Annotated in this window: 17 protein-coding genes; 11 read left to right on the top strand and 6 right to left on the bottom strand. The window is 73.4% G+C overall.

Features of this window, described 5'->3' with window-relative positions; translation table 11 throughout:
• The first annotated feature begins 233 nt into the window (after positions 1-233).
• The 4 genes from efeO to ACFXPK_RS12610 are packed head-to-tail and all read left to right on the top strand — an operon-like array spanning position 234 to position 4,628.
• Positions 234-1,406 (top strand): iron uptake system protein EfeO, encoded by a 1,173-nt coding sequence (gene efeO / locus ACFXPK_RS12625; RefSeq protein WP_385074528.1) that lies wholly within the window; start codon positions 234-236, stop codon positions 1,404-1,406.
• Between the two features lie 12 nt (positions 1,407-1,418).
• Positions 1,419-2,705, top strand: coding sequence for an iron uptake transporter deferrochelatase/peroxidase subunit (gene efeB / locus ACFXPK_RS12620; protein ID WP_385074525.1), 1,287 nt, complete (start codon positions 1,419-1,421; stop codon positions 2,703-2,705).
• A 29-nt stretch (positions 2,706-2,734) separates the two neighbouring features.
• Positions 2,735-3,757, top strand: coding sequence for an iron uptake transporter permease EfeU (gene efeU / locus ACFXPK_RS12615; RefSeq protein ID WP_384992178.1), 1,023 nt, complete (start codon positions 2,735-2,737; stop codon positions 3,755-3,757).
• Entirely contained in the window at positions 3,708-4,628 is a 921-nt protein-coding gene (locus ACFXPK_RS12610; protein ID WP_384992175.1) for a hypothetical protein, read from the top strand. Before efeU ends, ACFXPK_RS12610 begins: the two co-directional genes overlap by 50 nt.
• 507 nt (positions 4,629-5,135) lie before the next feature.
• Here ACFXPK_RS12610 and ACFXPK_RS12605 read toward each other — a convergent pair.
• Positions 5,136-5,888: a bifunctional DNA primase/polymerase gene (locus ACFXPK_RS12605; protein ID WP_385074521.1), complete on the bottom strand. Its 753-nt coding sequence runs from the start codon at positions 5,886-5,888 to the stop codon at positions 5,136-5,138.
• A 263-nt stretch (positions 5,889-6,151) separates the two neighbouring features.
• The gene (locus ACFXPK_RS12600) at positions 6,152-6,775 is read right to left on the bottom strand and encodes a TetR/AcrR family transcriptional regulator (RefSeq protein WP_385074518.1); all 624 of its coding nucleotides are present in this window, start codon (positions 6,773-6,775) and stop codon (positions 6,152-6,154) included.
• 162 nt (positions 6,776-6,937) lie between these two features.
• On the opposite strand from ACFXPK_RS12600, the gene ddaH reads away from it, so the two are divergent.
• Together ddaH and rph are read left to right on the top strand one after the other, a co-directional pair.
• Complete coding sequence (gene ddaH / locus ACFXPK_RS12595) at positions 6,938-7,795, top strand: dimethylargininase (RefSeq protein ID WP_385074577.1); 858 nt, start codon at positions 6,938-6,940, stop codon at positions 7,793-7,795.
• Between the two features lie 197 nt (positions 7,796-7,992).
• The gene (gene rph / locus ACFXPK_RS12590) at positions 7,993-10,623 is read left to right on the top strand and encodes a rifamycin-inactivating phosphotransferase (protein WP_385074515.1); all 2,631 of its coding nucleotides are present in this window, start codon (positions 7,993-7,995) and stop codon (positions 10,621-10,623) included.
• A 28-nt stretch (positions 10,624-10,651) separates the two neighbouring features.
• Here the strand turns inward: rph and ACFXPK_RS12585 are convergent, their stop codons facing one another.
• Positions 10,652-11,656: a small ribosomal subunit Rsm22 family protein gene (locus tag ACFXPK_RS12585; protein WP_385074511.1), complete on the bottom strand. Its 1,005-nt coding sequence runs from the start codon at positions 11,654-11,656 to the stop codon at positions 10,652-10,654.
• Between the two features lie 369 nt (positions 11,657-12,025).
• Here ACFXPK_RS12585 and ACFXPK_RS12580 point away from each other — a divergent pair, with 369 nt between their 5' ends.
• Positions 12,026-13,420 carry a hypothetical protein gene (locus tag ACFXPK_RS12580; protein WP_385074509.1) on the top strand — a complete coding sequence of 465 codons (1,395 nt, stop codon included), beginning with the start codon at positions 12,026-12,028 and terminating at the stop codon, positions 13,418-13,420.
• Between the two features lie 68 nt (positions 13,421-13,488).
• Here ACFXPK_RS12580 and ACFXPK_RS12575 read toward each other — a convergent pair whose 3' ends face one another.
• Complete coding sequence (locus ACFXPK_RS12575; protein WP_385074574.1) at positions 13,489-14,874, bottom strand: multidrug effflux MFS transporter; 1,386 nt, start codon at positions 14,872-14,874, stop codon at positions 13,489-13,491.
• Between the two features lie 105 nt (positions 14,875-14,979).
• Here ACFXPK_RS12575 and ACFXPK_RS12570 point away from each other — a divergent pair, with 105 nt between their 5' ends.
• Together ACFXPK_RS12570 and ACFXPK_RS12565 are read left to right on the top strand one after the other, a co-directional pair.
• Positions 14,980-15,999: a Gfo/Idh/MocA family protein gene (locus ACFXPK_RS12570; RefSeq protein WP_384992157.1), complete on the top strand. Its 1,020-nt coding sequence runs from the start codon at positions 14,980-14,982 to the stop codon at positions 15,997-15,999.
• A 27-nt stretch (positions 16,000-16,026) separates the two neighbouring features.
• Positions 16,027-16,848, top strand: coding sequence for an SDR family oxidoreductase (locus tag ACFXPK_RS12565; RefSeq protein WP_385074506.1), 822 nt, complete (start codon positions 16,027-16,029; stop codon positions 16,846-16,848).
• A gap of 12 nt (positions 16,849-16,860) precedes the next feature.
• Here ACFXPK_RS12565 and ACFXPK_RS12560 read toward each other — a convergent pair whose 3' ends face one another.
• Positions 16,861-17,637, bottom strand: coding sequence for a class I SAM-dependent methyltransferase (locus tag ACFXPK_RS12560; protein ID WP_384992152.1), 777 nt, complete (start codon positions 17,635-17,637; stop codon positions 16,861-16,863).
• A gap of 315 nt (positions 17,638-17,952) precedes the next feature.
• On the opposite strand from ACFXPK_RS12560, the gene ACFXPK_RS12555 reads away from it, so the two are divergent.
• Both ACFXPK_RS12555 and ACFXPK_RS12550 read left to right on the top strand, forming a co-directional pair.
• A complete protein-coding gene (locus ACFXPK_RS12555) occupies positions 17,953-19,218 on the top strand; it encodes a sensor histidine kinase (RefSeq protein ID WP_385074571.1) in 1,266 nt (421 codons plus the stop codon).
• Positions 19,215-19,874, top strand: a complete 660-nt coding sequence (locus tag ACFXPK_RS12550; RefSeq protein WP_385074502.1) for a response regulator — start codon at positions 19,215-19,217, stop codon at positions 19,872-19,874. Before ACFXPK_RS12555 ends, ACFXPK_RS12550 begins: the two co-directional genes overlap by 4 nt.
• 159 nt (positions 19,875-20,033) lie before the next feature.
• Here the strand turns inward: ACFXPK_RS12550 and ACFXPK_RS12545 are convergent.
• A partial coding sequence (locus tag ACFXPK_RS12545; RefSeq protein WP_385074500.1) for an aldo/keto reductase occupies positions 20,034-21,010 on the bottom strand: 977 nt, incomplete at its 5' end.

Genomic DNA, 21,010 nt, shown 5'->3' with positions numbered 1-21,010 from the left:
TGTCGTGGGGCGGCCGAGGGGCCGCTGTGACCTGCCTGTGTCCGGGTGTCGCTCCGGGGCGTGAGTGAGAGCTGAATCACTGGACGAGGGGGTACCGCTGAGGTAAGCCTAAGTTAAGTTGAGCCCGCCGCATTCTCCGGCGATATCGGCATTACCGCCCTGTCTTCCTTTTGTTCCGTTGTCCGTTGCCTTGTTCGGATCCCATCCGTTTCCCGCCCCTCGTGGAGCCCCGTATGCGACCTGCCCGTCTCTCCGTCGTCACCGCCACCGCCGCGGTGGTGGCCCTGACCGCCGTCACCGGGTGCGCCGGGAAAAGCGAGTCCAAGGGCGGCGCGGGCGCCGTCCGGGTCACCGCGAAGGACGACGCCTGCGAGGTCTCCGCGACGGAGTTCCCGGCCGGCCATCTCGAACTGGCCGTCGAGAACCAGGGGTCCAAGGTCACCGAGGTCTATCTCCTCTTCCCCGACGACCGGATCGTCACCGAACGCGAGAACATCGGCCCCGGCACGAAGGCGAAGATCACCGCCGAGGTGAAGTCCGGTACGTACGAGATCGCCTGCAAGCCCGGCATGAAGGGCGCCGGCATCCGGCAGAAGGTCACCGTGACCGGTGGGACCGCCGCCGAGCGCAGCCCGGAGATGGACACCGCCGTCGCCGCGTACCGCACATACGTCCAGGCACAGGCCGACGCGACGCTGCCGAAGGTGAAGGTCTTCACCGACGCCGTGCGCGCCGGTGATCTGGAGGCCGCGAAGAAGGCGTACGCGCCCTCGCGGATCGGCTGGGAGCGTACGGAGCCGGTCGCCGAGTCCTTCGGGGACATCGACCCGAAGGTGGACGTACGCGCCGACGGCCTGGAGCCGGGCCAGAAGTGGACGGGCTGGCACCGGCTGGAGAAGGAGCTCTGGCAGGACAGGAAGCTCGGCCCGGACGCGAAGTCCCTCGCCGACGCGCTCGACAAGGACCTGCTGGACTGGCAGAAGCGGGTGGGCCGCGCCGAGATCACCCCGACGTCCATGGCCAACGGCGCGAAGGAACTCCTCGACGAGGTCGCCTCCGGCAAGGTCACCGGCGAGGAGGAGCGGTACAGCCACACCGACCTCGTCGACTTCAAGGCCAATGTCGAGGGCGCGCAGCACTCCTACGAGCTGCTGAAGCCGGTGGCCGCGAAGAACGACCCGGCGCTGGTGACCGAGCTGGACAAGCAGTTCGCCGCGCTCGGCACACTGCTCGACCGGTACCGGGAGGGCGCGGGGACCGGCTCGGCGGACGCGACCGGTTCGTCCGAGCCGTACGCGTTCACGTCGTACGAGAAGGTCGGCAAGGCCGGGCGCAAGGAGCTGTCGGACGGTGTCAACGCCCTGGCCGAGCCGCTCTCGAAGCTCGCCGCCGCCGTGGTGAAGTAGGGCTCCGCGCGCATGTCCGGCACCGAAGAGACGAACGAGGAGCGGGGCGGCACCCCGGCCGCCCCGTCCCGGCGCGCCCTGCTCGGCTGGGGCGGTGCCGGGCTCGCGCTCGGGGCCGCGGCGGCCGGCGGCGCCGTGGCCGCGGTCCGGGGCGGGGACACCGCGGGGCCCGCCGCCGGCACCGGCGCGGCGGTGCCCTTCCGCGGCGCGCACCAAGCGGGCATCGCCACGCCCGTCCAGGACCGGCTGCACTTCGCGGCGTTCGACGTGACGACCGGCGACCGCGCGGAACTGGTCCGGTTGCTCAAGGACTGGACGCGGGCCGCCGAGCGGATGACGGCGGGGCACGCGGTCGGCGAGGGCGCGTACGGCGGACTCGCCGAGGCGCCGCCGGACGACACGGGCGAGGCGCTGGGGCTCCGGCCCTCCCGGCTCACCCTCACTGTCGGCTTCGGCCCCGGGCTCTTCGCGCACGGCACGGAGCGCACGGACCGGTTCGGGCTGGCCGCGCGCCGGCCCGACGCCCTGGTCGACCTGCCGGGGTTCCCCGGCGACAACCTCGATCCGGCGCGCGGCGGCGGCGATCTCTGCGTCCAGGCGTGCGCGGACGATCCGCAGGTCGCGGTGCACGCGATCCGCAATCTGGCCAGGATCGGCTTCGGGAAGGTCGCGGTGCGCTGGTCGCAGCTCGGCTTCGGCAAGACGTCGTCGACGACGCCGGGCGCGCAGACCCCGCGCAACCTCTTCGGCTTCAAGGACGGCACCAGCAACATCGCCGTCACCGAGACCGACGCGCTCGACCGGTACGTCTGGGTGGGCGCGCGGGAGGGGCCCGGCTGGCTCACGGGCGGCTCGTATCTCGTCGCCCGCCGGATCTCGATGCGGATCGAGAGCTGGGACCGTACCTCTCTCCAGGAGCAGGAGGACGTCTTCGGCCGGGACAAGGGCGAGGGCGCGGCGGTCGGCAAGGCGCGCGAGCACGACCGGCCGAACCTCGCGGCGATGCTGCCGACCTCGCATGTACGGCTGGCCCATCCGGAGTCCCACCACGGGGTGCGGATGCTGCGCCGCGGCTACTCCTTCACCGACGGTACGGACGGGCTCGGCCGGCTCGACGCGGGGCTGTTCTTCCTGGCGTACCAGCGGGACGTGCGGGACGCGTTCATCCCCGTACAGCGGTCACTGGCGCGCTCCGACGCGCTCAACGAGTACATCCAGCACGTGGGTTCAGCGGTCTTCGCGATCCCGCCGGGCGTCCGGGACGAGGACGACTGGTGGGGCCGGGCGCTGCTCACCTGACCCGCGCATCATCACAAAGGAGTTCCGGCGTGTTCGGAAACTATCTGATCGGCCTGCGCGAGGGGCTGGAGGCCAGCCTCGTGGTCTGCATCCTGATCGCGTACCTGGTGAAGACGGGGCGGCGCGACGCGCTGCGGCCCGTGTGGACCGGCATCGCGGTCGCCGTCGTGCTCGCGCTGGGGTTCGGCTTCGGGCTCGAATTCGGCTCGCAGGAGCTGACGTTCGAGGCGCAGGAGGCGCTGGGCGGCTCGCTGTCGGTCCTCGCGGTGGGGCTGGTGACCTGGATGGTCTTCTGGATGCGGCGGACGGCGCGCCATCTCAGGTCCGAGCTGCACGGGAGGCTCGACGCGGCGCTGCGGGCGGGGACCGGCGCGCTGGTCGCCACGGCGTTCCTGGCGGTGGGCCGGGAGGGACTGGAGACGGCGCTGTTCGTGTGGGCGTCGGTGCGCGCCTCCTCGGACGGTACGCACGCCCCGCTGATCGGGGTGGTGCTCGGGATCGCCACCGCGGTCCTCCTGGGGTGGCTGTTCTACCGGGGTGCGCTGCGGATCGATCTGGCCAGGTTCTTCACCTGGACCGGCGGGATGCTGGTGGTCGTGGCGGCGGGGGTGCTCGCGTACGGCGTCCACGACCTCCAGGAGGCGCGCTTCCTGGGCGGGCTGTCGGACAAGGCGTTCGACATCAGTACGACGATCCCGCCGGACAGTTGGTACGGCACGCTCCTGAAGGGCGTCCTCAACTTCCAGCCGGACCCGACGGTGCTTCAGGTCACCGTCTGGTTCCTGTATCTGGTCCCGGCGCTCGCGCTGTTCCTGGCCCCGGTAGGGTGGCGATCCGTTCGTACGGGTCCTGGCAGAGGTACGGGTCCTGGCAGGCGTCAAGGAGCAGAGGCGGCCGATGAGCAGGCGGGGAAGGCCGGTGCGGGGAACGGTCCTGGCGACGCGCCGGACGGTGGCGGCCCTCGCGGCGGTGACGGTGCTGTCGCTGACGGCGAGCGGGTGCGTGACGGTGCACGGGGAGCTGGCGGTCCTGCCGTCGGCGGACCGGAGTGAGGCCGAGCGGGCCCTGAAGGATTTCACCGACGCGTACAACGCGGCGGACAAGGCGTACGATCCGGCGCTCGACGCGGACCGGGTGACCGGCGCGCTCGGCGCGATCAACCAGGCCGGTCTGAAGGCGCGTTCCATCACGTCCCCGAACGGGAATCCCCAGCACCAGCCGCTGGAGCTGGGGGACGCGAAGTTCACGATCCCGAAGAAGGCGGGCTGGCCGCGCTGGTTCGTGGCGGACACCGACAGCAACCGGGACCAGGACAACGGCGGCGCGCAGGACACCCGCTGGGTGCTGGTCTTCCTGCGCAACGGGCCGGACCAGAAGTGGGAGGTCCCGTATCTGACGATCCTCGCGGCGGACGCGGTCCCGGCGTTCCGTACGGACGGCGAGGGCTGGGGCGAGGCGGTGGAGCCGGGCAGCAAGGGGCTGTCGGTGGCGCCGAAGGATCTGAGCGCGGAGTACGCCTCGTATCTGGAGGACGGCGAGCCGGACCACTTCGCGGACGGGCCGCACACCAGCGAGTGGCGCAAGACCCGCAGGCAGAAGGAGCGGCTGCCGGGTCTGACGACGCAGTACATCGACCAGGCGGCCAGCAGCGGGGACTTCGATCCGCTGGGGCTGGCGACGGAGGACGGCGGCGCGCTGGTCTTCTTCGCCACGCGCTACTTCGAGCGGCTGACGGGCGCGAAGGGCGTCAAGCCGCAGGTGAACGCGGATGTGAAGGCGCTGACGACGGGTGAGGTGACCAACACCCTCACCAAGGAGTGGATCTCCAGCCAGGCCGTTCTGGTCCCGCCGGCCGACGCGGGCGACCCGAAGGTGACGGTGGCGGGACGGCTCCAGGGCGTCATAGCGGCGAAGGGCTCGTAGGCGCGGGGTCCGGCCGGGGTCACCTCCGGGGTCACGGCGCCGGCCGGTACGCGGGCCAACCGGGCGAGGCGCCGGGACGGTTCGGCATGGTGCCCGGCGCCGGGGCGCCGCGCGGCGGATGCCGAGGGCTCCCCCGCAGGAGAGACCCGTGAGCGACCCCCGCCCGCCCATGCCCCCGAGGCCGGTGTCCGGCACGGCCCGCGACGGCCTCCCCTCTCCCGGGGTGATCGGTATCGGGCTCGCCGCGGTGCTGACGTTCGCGCCGGCCCAGGGGTCGTGGCAGTGGTCCGCCACCTTCATCGGGGTGACGCTGACGGGACGGTACGCGGCCCTCCAGGCGCGGGCGGTGACGGTGCCGCCCTGGCGTTCGCGCAGCAGGTCCAGGCGTAAGGCCGTCGCGGAGTGCCTGGCCGCCACGACGACGCTGTGGCTGCCCCTGTACGGGCTGGGCGCGGCGGTGCTGATCGGGGCGGTCGCGTGGTACGGCGACCGGGCGGGAGCGCGGCGTCAACGCCCCAGGGGCCAGGCCACCGCGTGCGGGTCCAGTTCGCCGTTCTCGCCCGCGTACCGCGCGCACGCGTCGGTCAGCGTCTCCAGCAGGGTCAGCGGGTCGGGGAGCGGGTACTCGGGACCGCGCAGCCAGCGGACCGCCAGCTCACCGGGGAGCCGCGCCGGGGGTACGAGGACGTAGCTGCCCCGGCAGTGCCAGCGCAGCCCGGGGTGTTCGTCCATCGTCTCGGGGTGGCAGTCCAGCTCGCAGGGCCACCACTCGTCCTCGTCCTCCGGGGTGCCGCGCGTCGCGGTGAAGAAGAGCATCCGGTCGCCGCCGGAGTCGGCCACGGGGCCGACGTCGATGCCCTGCTCCAGCAGGCGTTCCAGGGCGCGGCTGCCCGCTTCGAAGGGGACGTCGAGGACGTCGTGGATCATGCCCGTCGCGGTGATGAAGTTCGCCTCGGGCTGGTTGCGCGCCCAGCGTTCGATCTGTGCCCGGTCGGTGGTGGACTGGGTCTGCCAGGCGAAGGAGAGCGGGTGTCTGGCCGGGGTGGGGCAGCCGATGCGTTCGCACGAACATCGGTAGCCGACGGGGTGGGCGGCGGGCGAGACGGGCATTCCCGCTTCGGCCACGGCGAGCAGCAGCGCCTCACGGCTCGACGCGTCCCCTTCGAGCGTGGCGTCGCCGGCGCTCTTCCTGGGTCGCCTGCGCAGCCACTGGGGAATCCTGCTCTCCGTGCCGCGGTAGCGGCCGAGATCGTCGCCCATCTATCCCCTCACCCTCATGCTCGTCCCTGCGGACTCTTTCCATGGTCGCACCATCCTGCGCCTCGGAGCGCCGCGCTCCGGCACCGGGGGCGGAGGGCTCATCCCTCGCAAGCGGGAGAATTGCGGCTTATGCGGCGGTACGAGGGGGTGATGGGCGGCTCCGGGGCGGCTCGGGCGCCCGGTGGTCTTCACCACACCCGCCCCAGATGCCTCCACGCGCCCCCGCGCGCCCCCGGGGCGCCGGGGCGCCGTCCGCGCCGGGATCAGTTCCGGGGTGCGAGCCCGTGGAGCGCGTACTCGACGATCGCGTCCGCGTACTCGTGCGTCAGCGGGAGCGTCCGCAGCAGCCAGCGGTGGGCGACCGGCCCGACCAGCAGCTCCAGCGCGATCCGCAGATCGAGGTCGCGCCGTACGGCGCCGGCGTCCTGCCCGGCGGCCAGGCGCCGCACGTACAACGTGAGCTGCGGTTCGAGCAGCTTGCGCGCGAACTCGGCGCCCAGCTCCGCGTCGATGATCCCCTCGGCGGCGAGCGCCCGGGCCGGCAGGTCGTAGGCGGGGTTGTTCATCTCGTCCACCGTGGCGCGCAGCACCAGCTTGAGGTCGGTCTCCAGGTCTCCGGTGTCGGGGATCCCCTGCTCCGCGCCGTCCCCGCCCGCCTCGCGCGCCGTCCGCTCGCCGAGGTCGAGGAACGCCTCCAGCAGGACGGCCGCCTTGGAGGGCCACCAGCGGTAGATCGTCTGCTTGCCGACGCCCGCGCGGGCCGCGATGCCCTCGATGGTGGTGCGCGCGTAGCCGATCTCCGTGACCAGGGCGAGAGCGGCGTCGTGGATGGCGCGGCGCGACCGGTCGCTGCGGCGGGAGGAGTCGGGTGCCTTGCTCTCAGCCATGGCCGTCAATCTAGCAACCCGACCGGGCGCCCGGGGCGGCGCGGGGCGGCATCGCGAGTCGGTACGTTCCGTCTCGTACACCCGTCTGACGTGCGCGAAGAACCACCCGAACGGTGCACAGCGCGAAGACCGCGCGCGGCGGACCATGACTCTCACGCACACATCGTGCGCACCGCCGCTCGTGAGGAGCCTCCGTTGCCTCGTGACGCCTCGCCCCGCAGCTATCTCATGTGTCCGCCGGAGCACTTCCGGGTGACGTACTCGATCAACCCCTGGATGGACCCGACCAAACCCGTCGACCAGGCCCTGGCGCTCGTCCAGTGGGAGGACCTGCGCGACCGCTACCGGGCGCTCGGCCACACCGTCTCCGTACTCGACCCGGAGCCCGACCTGCCCGACATGGTGTTCGCGGCGAACGGCGCGACGGTGGTCGACGGCCGGGTGCTGGGGGCGCGGTTCGCGCACGAGGAGCGGTCCGGGGAGGCGGAGGCCCACCGGGACTGGTTCCGGACCCACGGCTACCCGGACGTCAGCGAGCCCGTGCACATCAACGAGGGCGAGGGCGACTTCGCGGTCACCGCCACGTATCTGCTGGCCGGCCGGGGCTTCCGGTCGAGCCCGCTCTCGCACGGGGAGGCGCAGGAGTTCTTCGGCCGGCCGGTGATCGGCCTGGACCTGGTCGACCCGCGCTTCTACCACCTGGACACGGCGCTCTGCGTGCTGGACGACGCGGCCGACGAGATCATGTACTACCCGGACGCGTTCTCCCCCGGCAGCCGCGCCGTCCTCACCCGCCTCTTCCCGGACGCCCTGATCGCCGACGCCGCCGACGCGGCGAGACTCGGCCTGAACGCGGTGAGCGACGGCCGCCACGTCCTGCTCCCACAGGCCGCCACGGGCCTCTTCGAACCGCTGCGGGAGCGGGGTTTCGAGCCGATCGGCATGGACCTCGGGGAACTGCTCAAGGGCGGCGGCAACGTCAAGTGCTGCACACAGGAACTGCGCGGCCCGCGCGACTGACGGGGCGTCGTGGCGGTGGGCGTGGAGGGATGGGAGTGGCGGTGCGAAGGGAGCCGCCACGAGCAGAGGCGAGGAGATCGCTCTCCTCGCCACTCCTAACGTATAGCGCACCGGGGGGCTTGCGGCAAGGCCCCGGGGGTGACGCAAAATCTTCGGCCGAGGCCGGATTCTGCGAAATGTGGGGGCACGACATGCGTGTGAGGTCGACGTATGGACACGGTGACGTCGGACCGTCGGAGGAGTACGTGTGGGATCTTCGCGAGGCCGACGAGACGCGGGGGGCGGTCGTCGGCGGTAAGGGCGCGCATCTGGGCGGGCTGGCGCGGATCGAGGGGGTCCGGGTGCCCGAGGGGTTCTGTGTGACCACGGACGCCTTCCGGCGGATCACGGCGGAGGCGCCGTCGCTCGGCGAGCAGCTCGACCGGCTGGCGCGGCTGGACCCGGACGACCGGGAGGCGCTCCGTACGCTCAGCGCGCGGATCCGCCGGACCATCGAGGAGATCGCCGTCCCCGACGATCTCGCGGAGGCGGTCACCCGCGCGTACGCCCGGCTCGGCGAGCGGGCCGCCTGCGCCGTCCGGTCCAGCGCTACGGCGGAGGACCTGCCGACGGCCTCCTTCGCCGGCCAGCAGGACACGTATCTGAACGTCGTGGGGGCGGCGGAGGTCCTCCGGCACGTCAGCCGGTGCTGGGCCTCGCTGTTCACCGAGCGGGCGGTGGCCTACCGCCGGCGGGGCGGTATCGACCACCGTACGGTCCACATGGCCGTGGTCGTGCAGCGGATGGTCCTGCCGCACGCGGCCGGTGTGCTGTTCACGGCCGACCCCGTCACGGGCAACCGGCGGACCGCCACCGTGGACGCCGGCTTCGGGCTCGGTGAGGCGCTGGTCTCCGGGCTGGTGAACCCGGACGTCTTCACCGTGCGGCACGGCGAGGTCGTCGCCAGGACGATCGCCGTCAAGGAGCGCGCCCTGTACGCCCGGCCGGACGGCGGTACGCGGGAGGTGGCGCTCCCCCCGGAGCGGCGGGAACAGCCCTCGCTGACGGACGCCCAGGCGGTGCGGCTCGTACAGCTCGGGCGGCGGATCGAGGCGCACTTCGGCAGCCCGCAGGACATCGAGTGGTGCCTGGACGACGAGGGCTTCCAGATCGTCCAGAGCCGGCCCATCACCACGCTGTTCCCCGTCCCCCACGCCGACGACGAGGAGAACCACGTCTATGTCTCCGTCGGTCACGGGCAGATGATGACCGACCCGATGAAGCCCCTGGGGCTCTCCCTGTGGCGTCTGACGGCGATGGTGGCGATGCACGAGGCCGGCGGGAGGCTGTTCGTCGACGTCACCGGGCGGCTGGCCACGCCCGCGAGCCGCGCCGCCACCCTGGACGTCCTGGGGAGGGGCGATCCGCTGGTCAGGGACGCGCTGGAGACCGTACTCGCGAGCGGGGACTTCGTCCCCCCGCTCCCGGACCCGGCTCCGGGCGCCCCGCCGGCCGGCCGGCCCTCCGTCCCGGCGGAGGCCGATCCGGCCCTCGTCGCCGGGCTGATCGAACGCAGCCGGGCGTCCGTCGCCGACCTGGAGCGCGCGATCGGGACGAAGAGCGGACCGGCGCTCTTCGACTTCCTGCTGGACGCCTTCGAGGAGCACAAACGCGTCCTCGGCGATCCGCTGAACTTCCAGGCGATCATGGCGGGGATGGAGGCCACCTGGTGGCTGGGCGACAAGCTCCTGGAGTGGCTGGGCGAGAAGAACGCGGCGGACACGCTCACGCTCTCCGCCCCCGGCAACATCACGTCGGAGATGGGGCTGGCGCTGCTCGGCGTCGCGGACGTGATCCGTCCGTACCCCGAGGTCGTGACGTATCTGCGGGGCGCCGGGGACGAGGGGTTCCTGGACGGGCTGGCGGGGCTCCCGGGCGGGAGCGAGGCGCGCGCCGCCATCGAGGGCTATCTCGACCTGTACGGGATGCGCTGCGCCGGCGAGATCGACATCACGAGGCCGCGCTGGCGTGAGCGCCCCACCACGCTCGTCCCCCTGATCCTCGACCACGTCAGGAACTTCGGACCGGGCGCCGCGGAGCAGCGCTTCGAGGAGGGCCGGCGCAAGGCGCGGGAGAAGGAACAGGACGTGCTGTCGCGGCTGCGCGCGCTGCCGGACGGGGAGCGGAAGGCCGACGAGACCAAGCGGATGATCGACCAGGTGCGGGCCTTCATCGGGTACCGGGAGTACCCCAAGTACTTCATCGTCAGCCGCTACTTCGTCTACAAGCGGGCGCTGCTGGCGGAGGGCGAGCGCCTGGCGCGGGCCGGGGTGATCGGCGGGAAGGAGGACATCTTCCACCTCACGTTCGAGGAGCTGCGGGAGGCCGTGCGCACGCAGGAGGTGGACGAACGGCTCGTCAGGCGGCGCGAGGAGGCGTTCCGTTCGTACCGGGCGCTCACCCCGCCCCGCGTGCTCACCTCGGACGGCGACGCCCTCAACGGGTCGTTCCACCGCGACGGTGTACCGGCCGGCGCCCTGGTCGGCCTGCCGGTCTCCGCCGGGACCGTCGAGGGGCGGGCGCGCGTCGTCCTCGACCTGGCGGAGGCCGACCTCGAAGCGGGCGACATCCTCGTCACGGTCTGTACGGACCCGAGCTGGTCGCCGGTGTTCGTCGGCATCGCGGGCCTGGTGACGGAGGTGGGCGGCCTGATGACCCATGGCTCGGTGATCGCCCGGGAGTACGGTCTGCCGGCGGTGGTGGGCATGGACGGGGCCACCCGGCTGATCCGGGACGGGCAGCGGATCCGGGTGCACGGGACCGACGGGTACGTGGAGATCCTGTCGTGACGGACCTCGTCCGGGCCGCCCGCCGGGTTCAGGGGGCGGGCGGCCAGGTGTCGCCCCAGTCCGCGTCCCTCGCCGCGCGGTAGAGGGGGCCGTGGCGCTTGGTGACGGTCTCGCGGCGCAGCGCGTCGTCCGCCGTGCAGAGTTCCAGGAGCACCTGGCCCTTGCGGATCTGCGGCCTGCGGATGACGCGTGCCCCGGCCGGGTCCGGGGTGAAGCGGACCGCCGCGACATAGCTGAACTTCTCGTCCTCGTACGGGAGCGAGCCGCCCTTCACCTGGCGGTGCAGGGACGATCTGCTGACCCGGGCCGAGAAGTGGCACCAGTCGGTGCCCGGGGTGATCGGGCAGGCGCGGTCGTGGGGGCAGGGGGCCGCGACGTGGAAGCCCGCGCCGATCAGCAGGTCGCGGGCCTCGATGACGCGCAGGTAGCCGTCGGGGGTGCCCGGTTCCACGACCACCACGGCCTTGGCGGCCCGCGCCGCCTCCGTGACCAGGGCGGTGCGGTCGCGCGCGGCCAGTTCCTTCAGGACGTACGAGACCGTCACGAGGTCGCTCCCGGCCAGCTTCAGGGCCTCCTCGATCCGGCCGCCGCGCCACTCGGCGGCGCTGAGCGCGGGGATGCCCGAGGACCGGGCCAGTTCACGGCCGAGGGCGAGCGCCGGTTCGGCCCAGTCCAGGACCGTGGTGGCGCGCGGCGCGTCCGGGGCGCCGCCCCAGACCGCGTCCGCCGCCCAGACCGCCGCGCCCGTGCCGCCGCCCACGTCGAGATGGCTGCCCGGGGTCCAGCCGGGCGCCGCGTCCGCCAGCGCCTCCAGCGCGGACCGTACGGCCTCGAAGGTCGCGGGCATCCGGTACGCGGCGTAGGCGGCGACATCGGAGCGGTCCCGCAGGACGGGCGCGTCCGTCGGGGTGGTCCCGCGGTAGTTGGCGATCAGCCGGTCGACTGCCTGCGTGGCCTGCTTGGGCGGCAGCCCGTCGAGCAGGCGGCCGAGCTGGGCGCGCAGGGTCTCCGCGGTGGAGAGGGTGGCGTTCACCGGCCGAATTTTAGTGCCCCTCCCGGCAAGCTTTGCCCCGTCGCGCCGCCCCGCACGCACGCTCGCGGCGTTGGCCAAAAGCCCTGGTAGCTCCGCTACGAGGGCTTCCGGCCGCCTTGCGATCGCACGCACCGGACGACGCTCCTTCGGGGCAAACATTGCCGGTCGCGGCACTAGGCAACCGGGGCAAGCCGCAGCACCCCCGTCCGTCACCCCGGAGCGAACACCGAAGGGACGATGGCCTGTTGCTACGCTGACGGCCTTGTCAGGCGGGGCGGGGGCTCTCACGGGAGGACCACGGGGACCATGGGGACCATGTGGCAGCGGATCCGGCTCAGAGCCTTCGGGCCCACGGGGACCCTCAGGCCCATGCGCCGCATGCGGCCCTTCGGGGAGGTCCCGACCCGCAGGGAGCGGATCGTCCGCGGGGCCCTGGTGGCCGGAGTGATCGTCCTCGCGCTGCTGCTCCTCCTGGCCACCTGCGGCGGACCGGCGGCGAAGACCGGCGGCGGCCCGGACGGCAAGGCCACGACCACCGGCACCAAGGCCGTCGTGCCGTCGGCGAGCGGTGCGCCGCGGATCCCGCAGCTCCCCGTCCCGGCCACGTACGACACGGCGCGCGGCTGGGACATCATCGACGGCTCCCCGGGCTACGCGGTCGCCGAGGACACCGGGCTCGTCGCCTATCTGGACCGGACGGACGAGGACCGGTATCTGATCCGTACCGTCGATCCCGCCACCGGGAAGCCCGGCTGGAGCGGTGAGCCCCGGCGGACCCTCTTCGCGCCCGACCGCTTCCCCCGGCTGCTCGCCGTGACGACCGGCGACCGGCGGGAGTACTTCGTCACCTGGTCGTACGGGCGGATCGACCGGAGTCCGGGCCAGCCCGCGGACGCCCTCGTCTCCCTCGACATCTACAGCGCGGCCGACGGCTCCGCGCGCCGGGTCGAACTCCCCTGGGCCGACGTGCCGAAGGTCACCGCGTGGGGGCCCGGTGTGCTGGTCAGCGACGGCAAGGCCACGAGCACCGTGGTGGACCCGGTGAGCGGGGACGTGGTCAGTGTTCCGCCGGGCGCGCTCGGCTACCCCAAGGGGTGCGCCGAGTGCCGCAGGCTGACGCAGGTGCGCGGGACGACCGACAAGGGCCTGCTCGTCAGCGGCGCCAAGGAGTTCTGGGTGCGCGGCGGCTGGTACAGCAGGAAGGTCGCGCCGAAGGACACGGACGCGGCGTCCGGGGTGCCCGCGTCGATGGCGGGCGGGTACGTCCTCGCCACGTGGCAGAAGAAGAAGGGCGCGAAGGACGCCCGTACCCATGAGGTGTGGGCGCTGCACGACGCGGCGACCGGCAAGGCGGTGCTCCAGGTCGGCTGCCGGAGGCCCGCGATCAGGCCGGCGGACGAGCCGCAGCTCGTCTCCTCGCCGAAGGGCGGCTATCTGGTGGCCGGGCGGCTCGCCTTCGATCTGGCGGAGAAGCGCGCGTACTGCTTCGAGGAGGAGGACGGTACGCGCCCGCTGACGCTGGCCACGGTCGCGGACGACGGCACGGCGTACGGGGCGCGCAGCGCCCGCAGCGCCGCGGACGCGCTGGCGGGCGGGGGCAGCGCCCCGGTCACCGTGGATCTGACGACGGCGACGCCCGAGACGCTGGCCCTCAATGTCCGGCTGCCCGGTGCGGAGATCTCCGGGGTCGGTCTCTTCCGCTGGACGGACGGCAGGGACCGGTCGCATCTGACCGGGTATCCGCACCGCGACAACCGGGGCTGAGGGAGCCGCCGGGCCGCGGGCCGCCGGGCCATCCGGCCGCCCGGCGGAAGGTGCCCGGCGGCGAGGCGTCAGGCCACCGGGCGTTCCATCGGGCGCTGGTGGCGCCACGGCCGTACGAGCGCCACGAACGCGATCAGCGCGCCCACCGCGCACACCAGTTGGACGACGGCCATCGGTACGGCCGTCTCCTCGCCCGCGATGCCCACCAGCGGCGAGGCGACGGCCCCGATCAGGAACGACGCCGTCCCGATGAGCGCGGACGCCGAACCCGCGGCGTGCGGGGCGCGCATCAGCGCGGAGGCGTTGGTGTTGGGCATCGCGAGGCCCATCGCCGACATCAGGACGAAGAGGCCCGCCGCGACCGGGAAGAGACCGACGTCGCCGAAGACCCCGGAGGTCATCAGCAGCAGCGCCAGCGCCGCGCCCGCGATGACGAGCAGGCCGAAGCCGAGCACCCGGTCCAGGGAGACCCGGCCGACCAGCACCTTGCCGTTGATCTGGCCGACGGTGATCAGGCCGATGGAGTTGACGCCGAAGAGCAGGCTGAAGGTCTGCGGCGACGCGCCGTAGATCTCCTGCACGACGAACGGCGAGGCGGCGACGTACGCGAAGAGCGCCGCGAAGGCGAGCCCGCCCGCGAGGGTGTAGCCGGTGAAGACCCGGTCGGCGAGGAGTCCGCGCATGGTGCGCAGCGCCTCACCGACGCCGCCGCTGTGGCGCCGCTCCGGGGGCAGCGTCTCGTGCAGCCACTTCCAGACGACGAGGGTGAGAAGGACACCGACCACGGTGAGGACGACGAAGATGCCGCGCCAGTCCGTGAGCCGCAGCACCTGACCGCCGATCACGGGGGCGATGACCGGGGCGACCCCGGAGATCAGCATCAGGGTGGAGAAGAAGCGGGCCATCTCCACGCCGTCGTACAGGTCGCGCACGACGGCGCGCGCGATCACGATGCCCGCCGCGCCCGCCAGGCCCTGGAGCAGCCGGAAGCCGATGAGGAGTTCGACCGTGGGGGCGAAGGCGCAGATGGCCGTGGCGATGACATAGACGACCATGCCGAACATGAGCGGCCTGCGCCGGCCGAACTTGTCGCTCATCGGCCCGACGACGATCTGGCCGAGCGCCATGCCGGCGAGACAGGCGGTCAGCGTGAGCTGGGCGGTGGCGGCGACCGTGCCGAGGGAGCGGGTGACCTCCGGGAGGGCCGGGAGGTACATGTCCATGGAGAGCGGGGGCAGCGCGGTGAGCCCGCCGAGGACCAGGGTGACCAGCAGCCCGGCGCGGCGCGCGGCGACCACGGCGGCGGGCGCCGCCGCCGGGTCGGGGACGGGCAGGGCCGGGGGTACGGGGGCGGAGCCCGCCGTGGGGGCGGTCGGGGGGACGAGTGCCGAGCGGCGCTGCTCGGAACGTATGTGTTCGGTGCTTCCTTCGGTGGTGCGGCCGCCGTCCGGCATCCATATCTCCATGTCGTTGAAATCCTTACCTATGCTCTCAGCTCAGGCGGAGTGGTCGGGACCCGTTCCCGGGCATCGAACGGGCGGACAGTGAGTGAGGCGGCTATGACAGCAGGACGTGTTCCGGACGACCGTGCCGTGCGCTGGGGCGTACTGGCGACCGGCGGTATCGCGGAACGGTTCACCTCCGACGTGGGGGAACTGGCGGACGCCGAGGTCGTCGCGGTGGCCTCGCGGCGCGAGGCGTCGGCGAAGGAGTTCGCGGACCGGTTCGGGATCCCGCGCGCGTACGGCGACTGGGCGGCGCTCATGGCCGACGAGGAGGTGGACGTCGTGTACGTCGCGACCCCGCACTCCGCGCACCGGGCCGCCGCCGGGCTCGCGCTGGCGGCGGGCCGACCGGTGCTGTGCGAGAAGGCGTTCACGCTCAACGCCCGGGAGGCCGGGGAGCTGGTCGCCCTCGCCCGGGAGCGCGGCGTCTTCCTGATGGAGGCGATGTGGACGTACTGCAACCCGGTCGTCCGGCGGCTGGCGGAGCTGGTGCGGGACGGGGCGATCGGTGAGATCCGTACCGTCCAGGCGGACTTCGGCATCCAGGGCCCCTTCCCGGCCGGCCACCGGCTGCGGGACCCGGCGCTCGGCGGGGGCGCCGTACTGGACCTGGGGGTGTACCCGGTCTCCTTCGCGCACCTGCTGCTGGGCGAGCCGGACCGTGTCCAGGCCGATGCCCTGCTCTCCCCCGAGGGCGTCGATCTGAACACCGGGATGCTGCTGGGCTGGGAGTCCGGGGCGACGGCGCTGCTGTCGTGCTCGATCACGGCGGGGACCCCGGCGACGGCCACGGTGACGGGGACGAAGGGGCGGATCGACGTCCCGTCCGGTTTCTTCCACGCGGACCGGTTCGTGCTGCGCCGGGACGGCGCGGAGCCCGAGGAGATCACGGCGGGTCCGGAGGCCACGCTGCACGGCCTCCAGTACGAGGCGGCCGAGGTGGCGCGCTGTCTGCGGGCGGGCGAGAGGGAGTCGCCGCTGGTGCCGCTGGACGGGACGCTCGCCGTGATGCGGACGCTCGACGCGGTACGGGAACGCGTCGGCGTCCGCTACCCGGTCGACCTGGAGGGGTAGGGCGCGGCGCGGGTACGCTCCGGGGCCATGGATGTCATGGGCGGAGTCGAGGACCAGGACGGCGGGCGGCGCGTCGCCGTCGTGACCGGGGCGGGCTCGGGCATCGGCCGGGCCGTCGCGGTGGCGCTGGACGGCGCGGGCTGGTCGGTGGTGCTCGCCGGGCGGCGCGAGACGGCGCTGGCGGAGACGGCCGGGGCGATGGGGCGGGGCGGGGCGCCGGGGCCGGGCGCCGGTTCCGCCGCCGGGGCCGGCGTGCTGTCCGTGCCGACCGATGTGTCGCGGCCGGAGGACGTGGACGCGCTGTTCGCGGCGGTGGGCGAGCGGTACGGCCGGCTCGACCTGCTCTTCAACAACGCGGGCACCTTCGGCCCCGGCGGCATCAAGGTGGAGGACCTCCCCTACTCGGCGTGGCGGAAGGTCGTGGACACCAATCTGACCGGGACGTTCCTCTGCGCGCAGGCCGCGTTCCGGCTGATGAAGGCGCAGGACCCGCAGGGCGGCCGGATCATCAACAACGGCTCGATCTCGGCCCACGCGCCGCGCCCCGACTCGGTCGCGTACACCGCGACGAAGCACGGCATGACCGGCCTCACCAAGTCGCTGTCGCTGGACGGCCGTCCGTACCGGATCGCCTGCGGGCAGATCGACATCGGCAACGCGGCGACGGACATGACGGAGCGGATGCGGCAGGGGGTGCCGCAGGCCGACGGGGAACTGGCGGTGGAGCCGGTCATGGACGTGACGGATGTGGCGCGGACCGTGCTGCACATGGCGGAGCTGCCGCTGGAGGCGAACGTGCAGTTCGCAACGGTGCTGGCGACGGCGATGCCGTTCGTGGGGCGGGGCTGACGGATCCGGGGCTCAGGAGCCGTGGGTGACCCGGATCTTGGACTGGCCGTGCGGCAGCTCCTCCCAGTCGTCCATGAAGCGGGCCGACAGACCGTACTTCCCGGCCAGGGCGACGAGCGTCTCCGTACGGTAGTAGAAGTCCTCCCGCAGGACCTGGTGTTCCTCGCCCTCCGTACGGTCGAAGGTGAAGTCGAACCAGCCGCCGGGCGCCAGTACACGGCCGACGTGGGCCAGGCACTCCTCGATGACCGGGAGCGGGGAGTGCGAGAAGACGCTGTGCGCGTGCACGACGTCGAACCAGGCGTCGGGCAGGAACGCCAGTTTCAGGTCACGGACCGGGGTCAGCGTGGGCAACCGGTCCTGGAGTCCCCGGTCGACCAGGGTGTCCTGGGCCGCGGCGAGGATGTCGGGCGAGATGTCGATGCCGTAGTAGTGCGCGGGCTCCAGATGGTCGATGAAGCGCCAGCCCGCCCGCAGATTGCCGCAGCCGATCTCCAGCATCCGGTGCTCGGGGCGCAGCCCGTGGCCGAGGAGATAGTCGAATTGCATCGTCCCCAGGGCCAGCCACCGCTCGTACGTGGCGCTGCCCACCGCCGCGTGCGGGGCGACGCGGGTGTCGGAGCGCATCACGGCGCGGTAGTACGCGATGTGGTCCGGCCAGCGGTAGCGCAGCCAGGTGTCCCTGGCCGCGCGGGCCAGGAAGCGCGGCGCCCTGCCGGGGTGGCGCAGGGCGTAGGTGACCCGGTGCCCGAGGGAGGCGCGGTTGACGGTGAGATTCTTGGCGGGCATACGGATTCCTTCGGCGGGCTCGTGCCGGTGGTCGTACCGGCGTCGGCACCTGTGCGGGTGCTGGTACCAGCCTCGCTGCGGGTGCGGGGAGTCCGTGTCGGTGGAGCGGCCCCGGTCCGGGGGCGGTGCGGGGGATACCCGTGTCGGCCGATCGGTTGATGCGGGGCGGCGGAGTGCGGGGTTAGGACTGCTGGAGGAAGCGAGGAAGTGAGGAGGCCAGGGCGGTGCGCGGCGATGGGGAGGTTTCCGGTGGTACGGCGGCGCGGTGGGCCGGAGGACACGGTGCGGCCCGAGGACATGGCGCGGGCGCAGGACATGGCGCGGGCCGAGGACACGGTGCGGGCGGGCCGGGGCGTGCGGGTCGGGGGTGAGGTGGATCCGGACGCGCGGTGGCTCCGCGCCGTCCTGGACGCCGCGTTCCTCCTGCTGCTGGGCTCCTCGCTCCTGCGGCATGTGCTCCTGCACGGCGACGAGCCGCCGATCGGCTGGATCGTCACCCTCTTCGTCGTCTTCGGGCTCCTCCACACGCTCGGCCGGGCCCTCGCCCCCGCACCCCGCCCCGGCGCCCGCCCCACCACCCGCTATCTGGTCCGGCTGGGGGCGGTGCTGGCGGTCTGGATCGTCCTGCTCGTCCTCGCGCCCAGCTCCGCCTGGTGCGCCATGCCGCTCTTCTTCGCCGGTCTGCACACGCTGCCCACCCGGTCCGCGGTGGCACTGGCCTCCGTGCTGACGGTGCTGGTCGTCGCCTCCAAACTGCGCTTCACGGAGGGGGAGTTCGACCCCAACGTGCTGATCGTCCCGCCCGCCGTCGCCGCCGTCGGCACCGCCGTGCTGATCGCCCTCCAGCGCCAGGCGGCCCGCCAGCGCGTCCTGATCGAGGACCTGGTGCGTACCCGCCGCGACCTGGCGGCCACCGAACGGCGCGCCGGGATCCTGGCCGAGCGGCAGCGGCTCTCCGCGGAGATCCACGACACCCTCGCGCAGGGCCTGTCCAGCCAGCAGATGATGCTCCAGGCCGCCGACCGCCTCTGGCACGCGGACCCCGACGCGGCCCGCGGCCATGTGCGGGAGGCGGCCGGTGTCGGGGCCCGCGGGCTCACCGAGGCCCGCCGGTTCGTCCATGACCTGGCCCCCGCGGACCTCGCGGAGCGCACCCTCGTCCAGGCGCTGGGCGCGCTCGCCGACCGCGAGAGCGGCCCGGCCCTGAGCGTGGTCCTGCGGGTCGACGGTGACCCCGGCCCGCTGCCGGAGCGGACCGGGGCCGCGCTGCTGCGCATCGCTCAGGGCGCGCTGGCCAATGTGCGCGAGCACGCCGGGGCGACGCGGGCCGCGCTGACCCTGACCTGGCTGGGCGACCGGATCTCCCTGGACGTCGCCGACGACGGCGCCGGCTTCGACGCGGGCGCCGTGCCCGCCCCCGGCGCGGGCTCGGGGCGCGGGCACGGGCTGCCGGCCATGCGGGTCCGGGCGTACGGCGCGGGCGGCACGCTCACCGTCGAGTCCGAGCCGGGCGGCGGCACCGTCGTGACCGTGGCCCTCCCCCTCACCGCCCCCCACATCCTCGAAGAGGTCGCCCCATGAGCCCGTCCGCCCCCACCTCGCCCATCCGGTTGCTGCTCTGCGACGACCACGCCGTGGTGCGGGCCGGGCTGCGCGCGCTGCTGTCCAGCACCGGGGGCATCGAGGTGGTCGGCGAGGCGGGCAGCGGGGAGGAGGCCCTCGCCATGGCCGGCCGGGTCCGGCCCGACGTGGTGCTGATGGATCTCCAGCTCGGCGACGGCATGGACGGCGTGACGGCCACGCGCCATCTGGTCTCGGGCGCCGCCTACGGTGCCGGGACCGCGCCGCGCGTCCTGGTGCTCACCATGTTCGACACCGACGCCGACATCACCCGCGCCATCGAAGCGGGCGCCACCGGCTATCTGCTCAAGGCGGAACAGCCGGACGAGCTGTTCGCGGCGATCCGGGACGCGGCGTCCGGGCGTACGGCGCTGTCGGCGCCCGTCGCCGACCGGGTGCTGGCCCAGATGCGCAGCCCGCGCCCCGCGCTCTCGGAGCGGGAGCGTGACATCCTCCGGCAGTTGGCGCGCGGCCTGGGGAACCGGGAGATCGCGCGCGCCCTGTTCATCAGCGAGGCCACGGTGAAGACGCATCTCGGCCGGATCTACGGGAAGTTGGGCGTGGACACCCGGGCGGGAGCGGTGGCCGCCGCCAACGAGCGCCGCCTGCTGCCCTGAGGTCGGCCCGGAGGCCCGACCGCCCCGTACCCGGGACCCGCCCGACTCGTACGCCCGGAGGCCCGACCGCCCCGTACCCGGGAGCCGGACCACCGGAACAGGTCCCCGGGGCGGGAACCCCGCCGGGGATCCTGTTCCCGGGATCCTGTTCCGGGGACTTCACGCCGCCAGAAGCGCGGCGATCTCCTTCATCTCGCTCTCGCCGAGGGGCCCGTACCGCAGCGCCCCCGCGTTCTCCTCGGCCTGGGCGACCGAGCGGATGCCCGGGATCGGGACCGTGTGCGGGCTGCGGGCCCAGAGCCAGGCGAGCGCTCCCTGGGCCAGGGTGCGGCCCCCGGAGGTGAGGAGGTCGCGTACGGCGGCGACCCGGGCCGCCTGTTCCGGGACCGGCAGTCCGCCCGCGCCGAACCAGCTCAGCCACGCCGGCGGTACGGTGCGGATGTCGCCGGCGCCGCGCGTCCAGCCGGTCTCCGCGTCGGCCCCGGCGCCGGGGTCCCGGGCGAGCAGGCCCATCGCGAGGGGGCTGCGCGCCACGCTCGCGAGCCCGTGTTCCGCGCACAGCTCCAGCATCTCCGGCGCGTCGTGGAGCACATTGCAGGTGTGCTGGACGGCCGCGCAGTGCTCACCGCCGGCGAACACGGCCGCGCGCTCCGGGTCGTCGGTGCTCCACGCGTAGCTGCGGATCAGTCCCTCCCGTACCAACTCCTCGCAGGTTTCGCGGAGTTCGGCGGCGGCGTCGAGGGGCCCGTCGGAGATGTGGAGCTGGTAGAGGTCCACGTACTCGGTGCCGAGGCGGCGCAGCGAGGCGGTGAGCGCCCGCCGGGCGTGGCCGGGGGTGGCGTCGTGGCCGTCGGCGACGCGGGTCGCCTCGTCGAAGAGGTTGCCCCACTTGGTGGCGAGGACGACCTCGTCGCGGTGGCCGCGCAGCGCCCGGCCGAGGATGTGCTCGCTGTGGCCCGTCCCGTACACGTCGGCGGTGTCGAAGAACGTGATGCCGAGATCGAGCGCCCGCCGGATCGCGGCGATCGACTCGTCGTCGTGGGCGGGGGCCCCCCCCCCCGGGGGGGCCGGCGGGCGCCGCCCCACAACCCCCCACCCCCCCCCACCCACAACCCCAGGGCCCCCCGCCGAACCCC

This window comes from Streptomyces sp. NPDC059142 (genome assembly GCF_042755665.1).
In the GTDB taxonomy this organism is placed as follows: domain Bacteria; phylum Actinomycetota; class Actinomycetes; order Streptomycetales; family Streptomycetaceae; genus Streptomyces.
This window is presented reverse-complemented; position numbering and strand designations above follow the sequence as displayed.

What these genes read in the sequence shown, in the direction of transcription:
- efeO (WP_385074528.1), top strand. Translation starts at nt 234, where the DNA reads ATGCGACCTGCCCGTCTCTCCGTCGTCACCGCCACCGCCGCGGTGGTG.
- efeB (WP_385074525.1), top strand. Translation starts at nt 1,419, where the DNA reads ATGTCCGGCACCGAAGAGACGAACGAGGAGCGGGGCGGCACCCCGGCC.
- ACFXPK_RS12605 (WP_385074521.1), bottom strand. Translation starts at nt 5,888, where the DNA reads ATGGGCGACGATCTCGGCCGCTACCGCGGCACGGAGAGCAGGATTCCC.
- ACFXPK_RS12600 (WP_385074518.1), bottom strand. Translation starts at nt 6,775, where the DNA reads ATGGCTGAGAGCAAGGCACCCGACTCCTCCCGCCGCAGCGACCGGTCG.
- ACFXPK_RS12580 (WP_385074509.1), top strand. Translation starts at nt 12,026, where the DNA reads ATGCGCCGCATGCGGCCCTTCGGGGAGGTCCCGACCCGCAGGGAGCGG.
- ACFXPK_RS12575 (WP_385074574.1), bottom strand. Translation starts at nt 14,874, where the DNA reads ATGCCGGACGGCGGCCGCACCACCGAAGGAAGCACCGAACACATACGT.
- ACFXPK_RS12570 (WP_384992157.1), top strand. Translation starts at nt 14,980, where the DNA reads ATGACAGCAGGACGTGTTCCGGACGACCGTGCCGTGCGCTGGGGCGTA.
- ACFXPK_RS12565 (WP_385074506.1), top strand. Translation starts at nt 16,027, where the DNA reads ATGGATGTCATGGGCGGAGTCGAGGACCAGGACGGCGGGCGGCGCGTC.
- ACFXPK_RS12560 (WP_384992152.1), bottom strand. Translation starts at nt 17,637, where the DNA reads ATGCCCGCCAAGAATCTCACCGTCAACCGCGCCTCCCTCGGGCACCGG.
- ACFXPK_RS12555 (WP_385074571.1), top strand. Translation starts at nt 17,953, where the DNA reads ATGGCGCGGGCCGAGGACACGGTGCGGGCGGGCCGGGGCGTGCGGGTC.
- ACFXPK_RS12550 (WP_385074502.1), top strand. Translation starts at nt 19,215, where the DNA reads ATGAGCCCGTCCGCCCCCACCTCGCCCATCCGGTTGCTGCTCTGCGAC.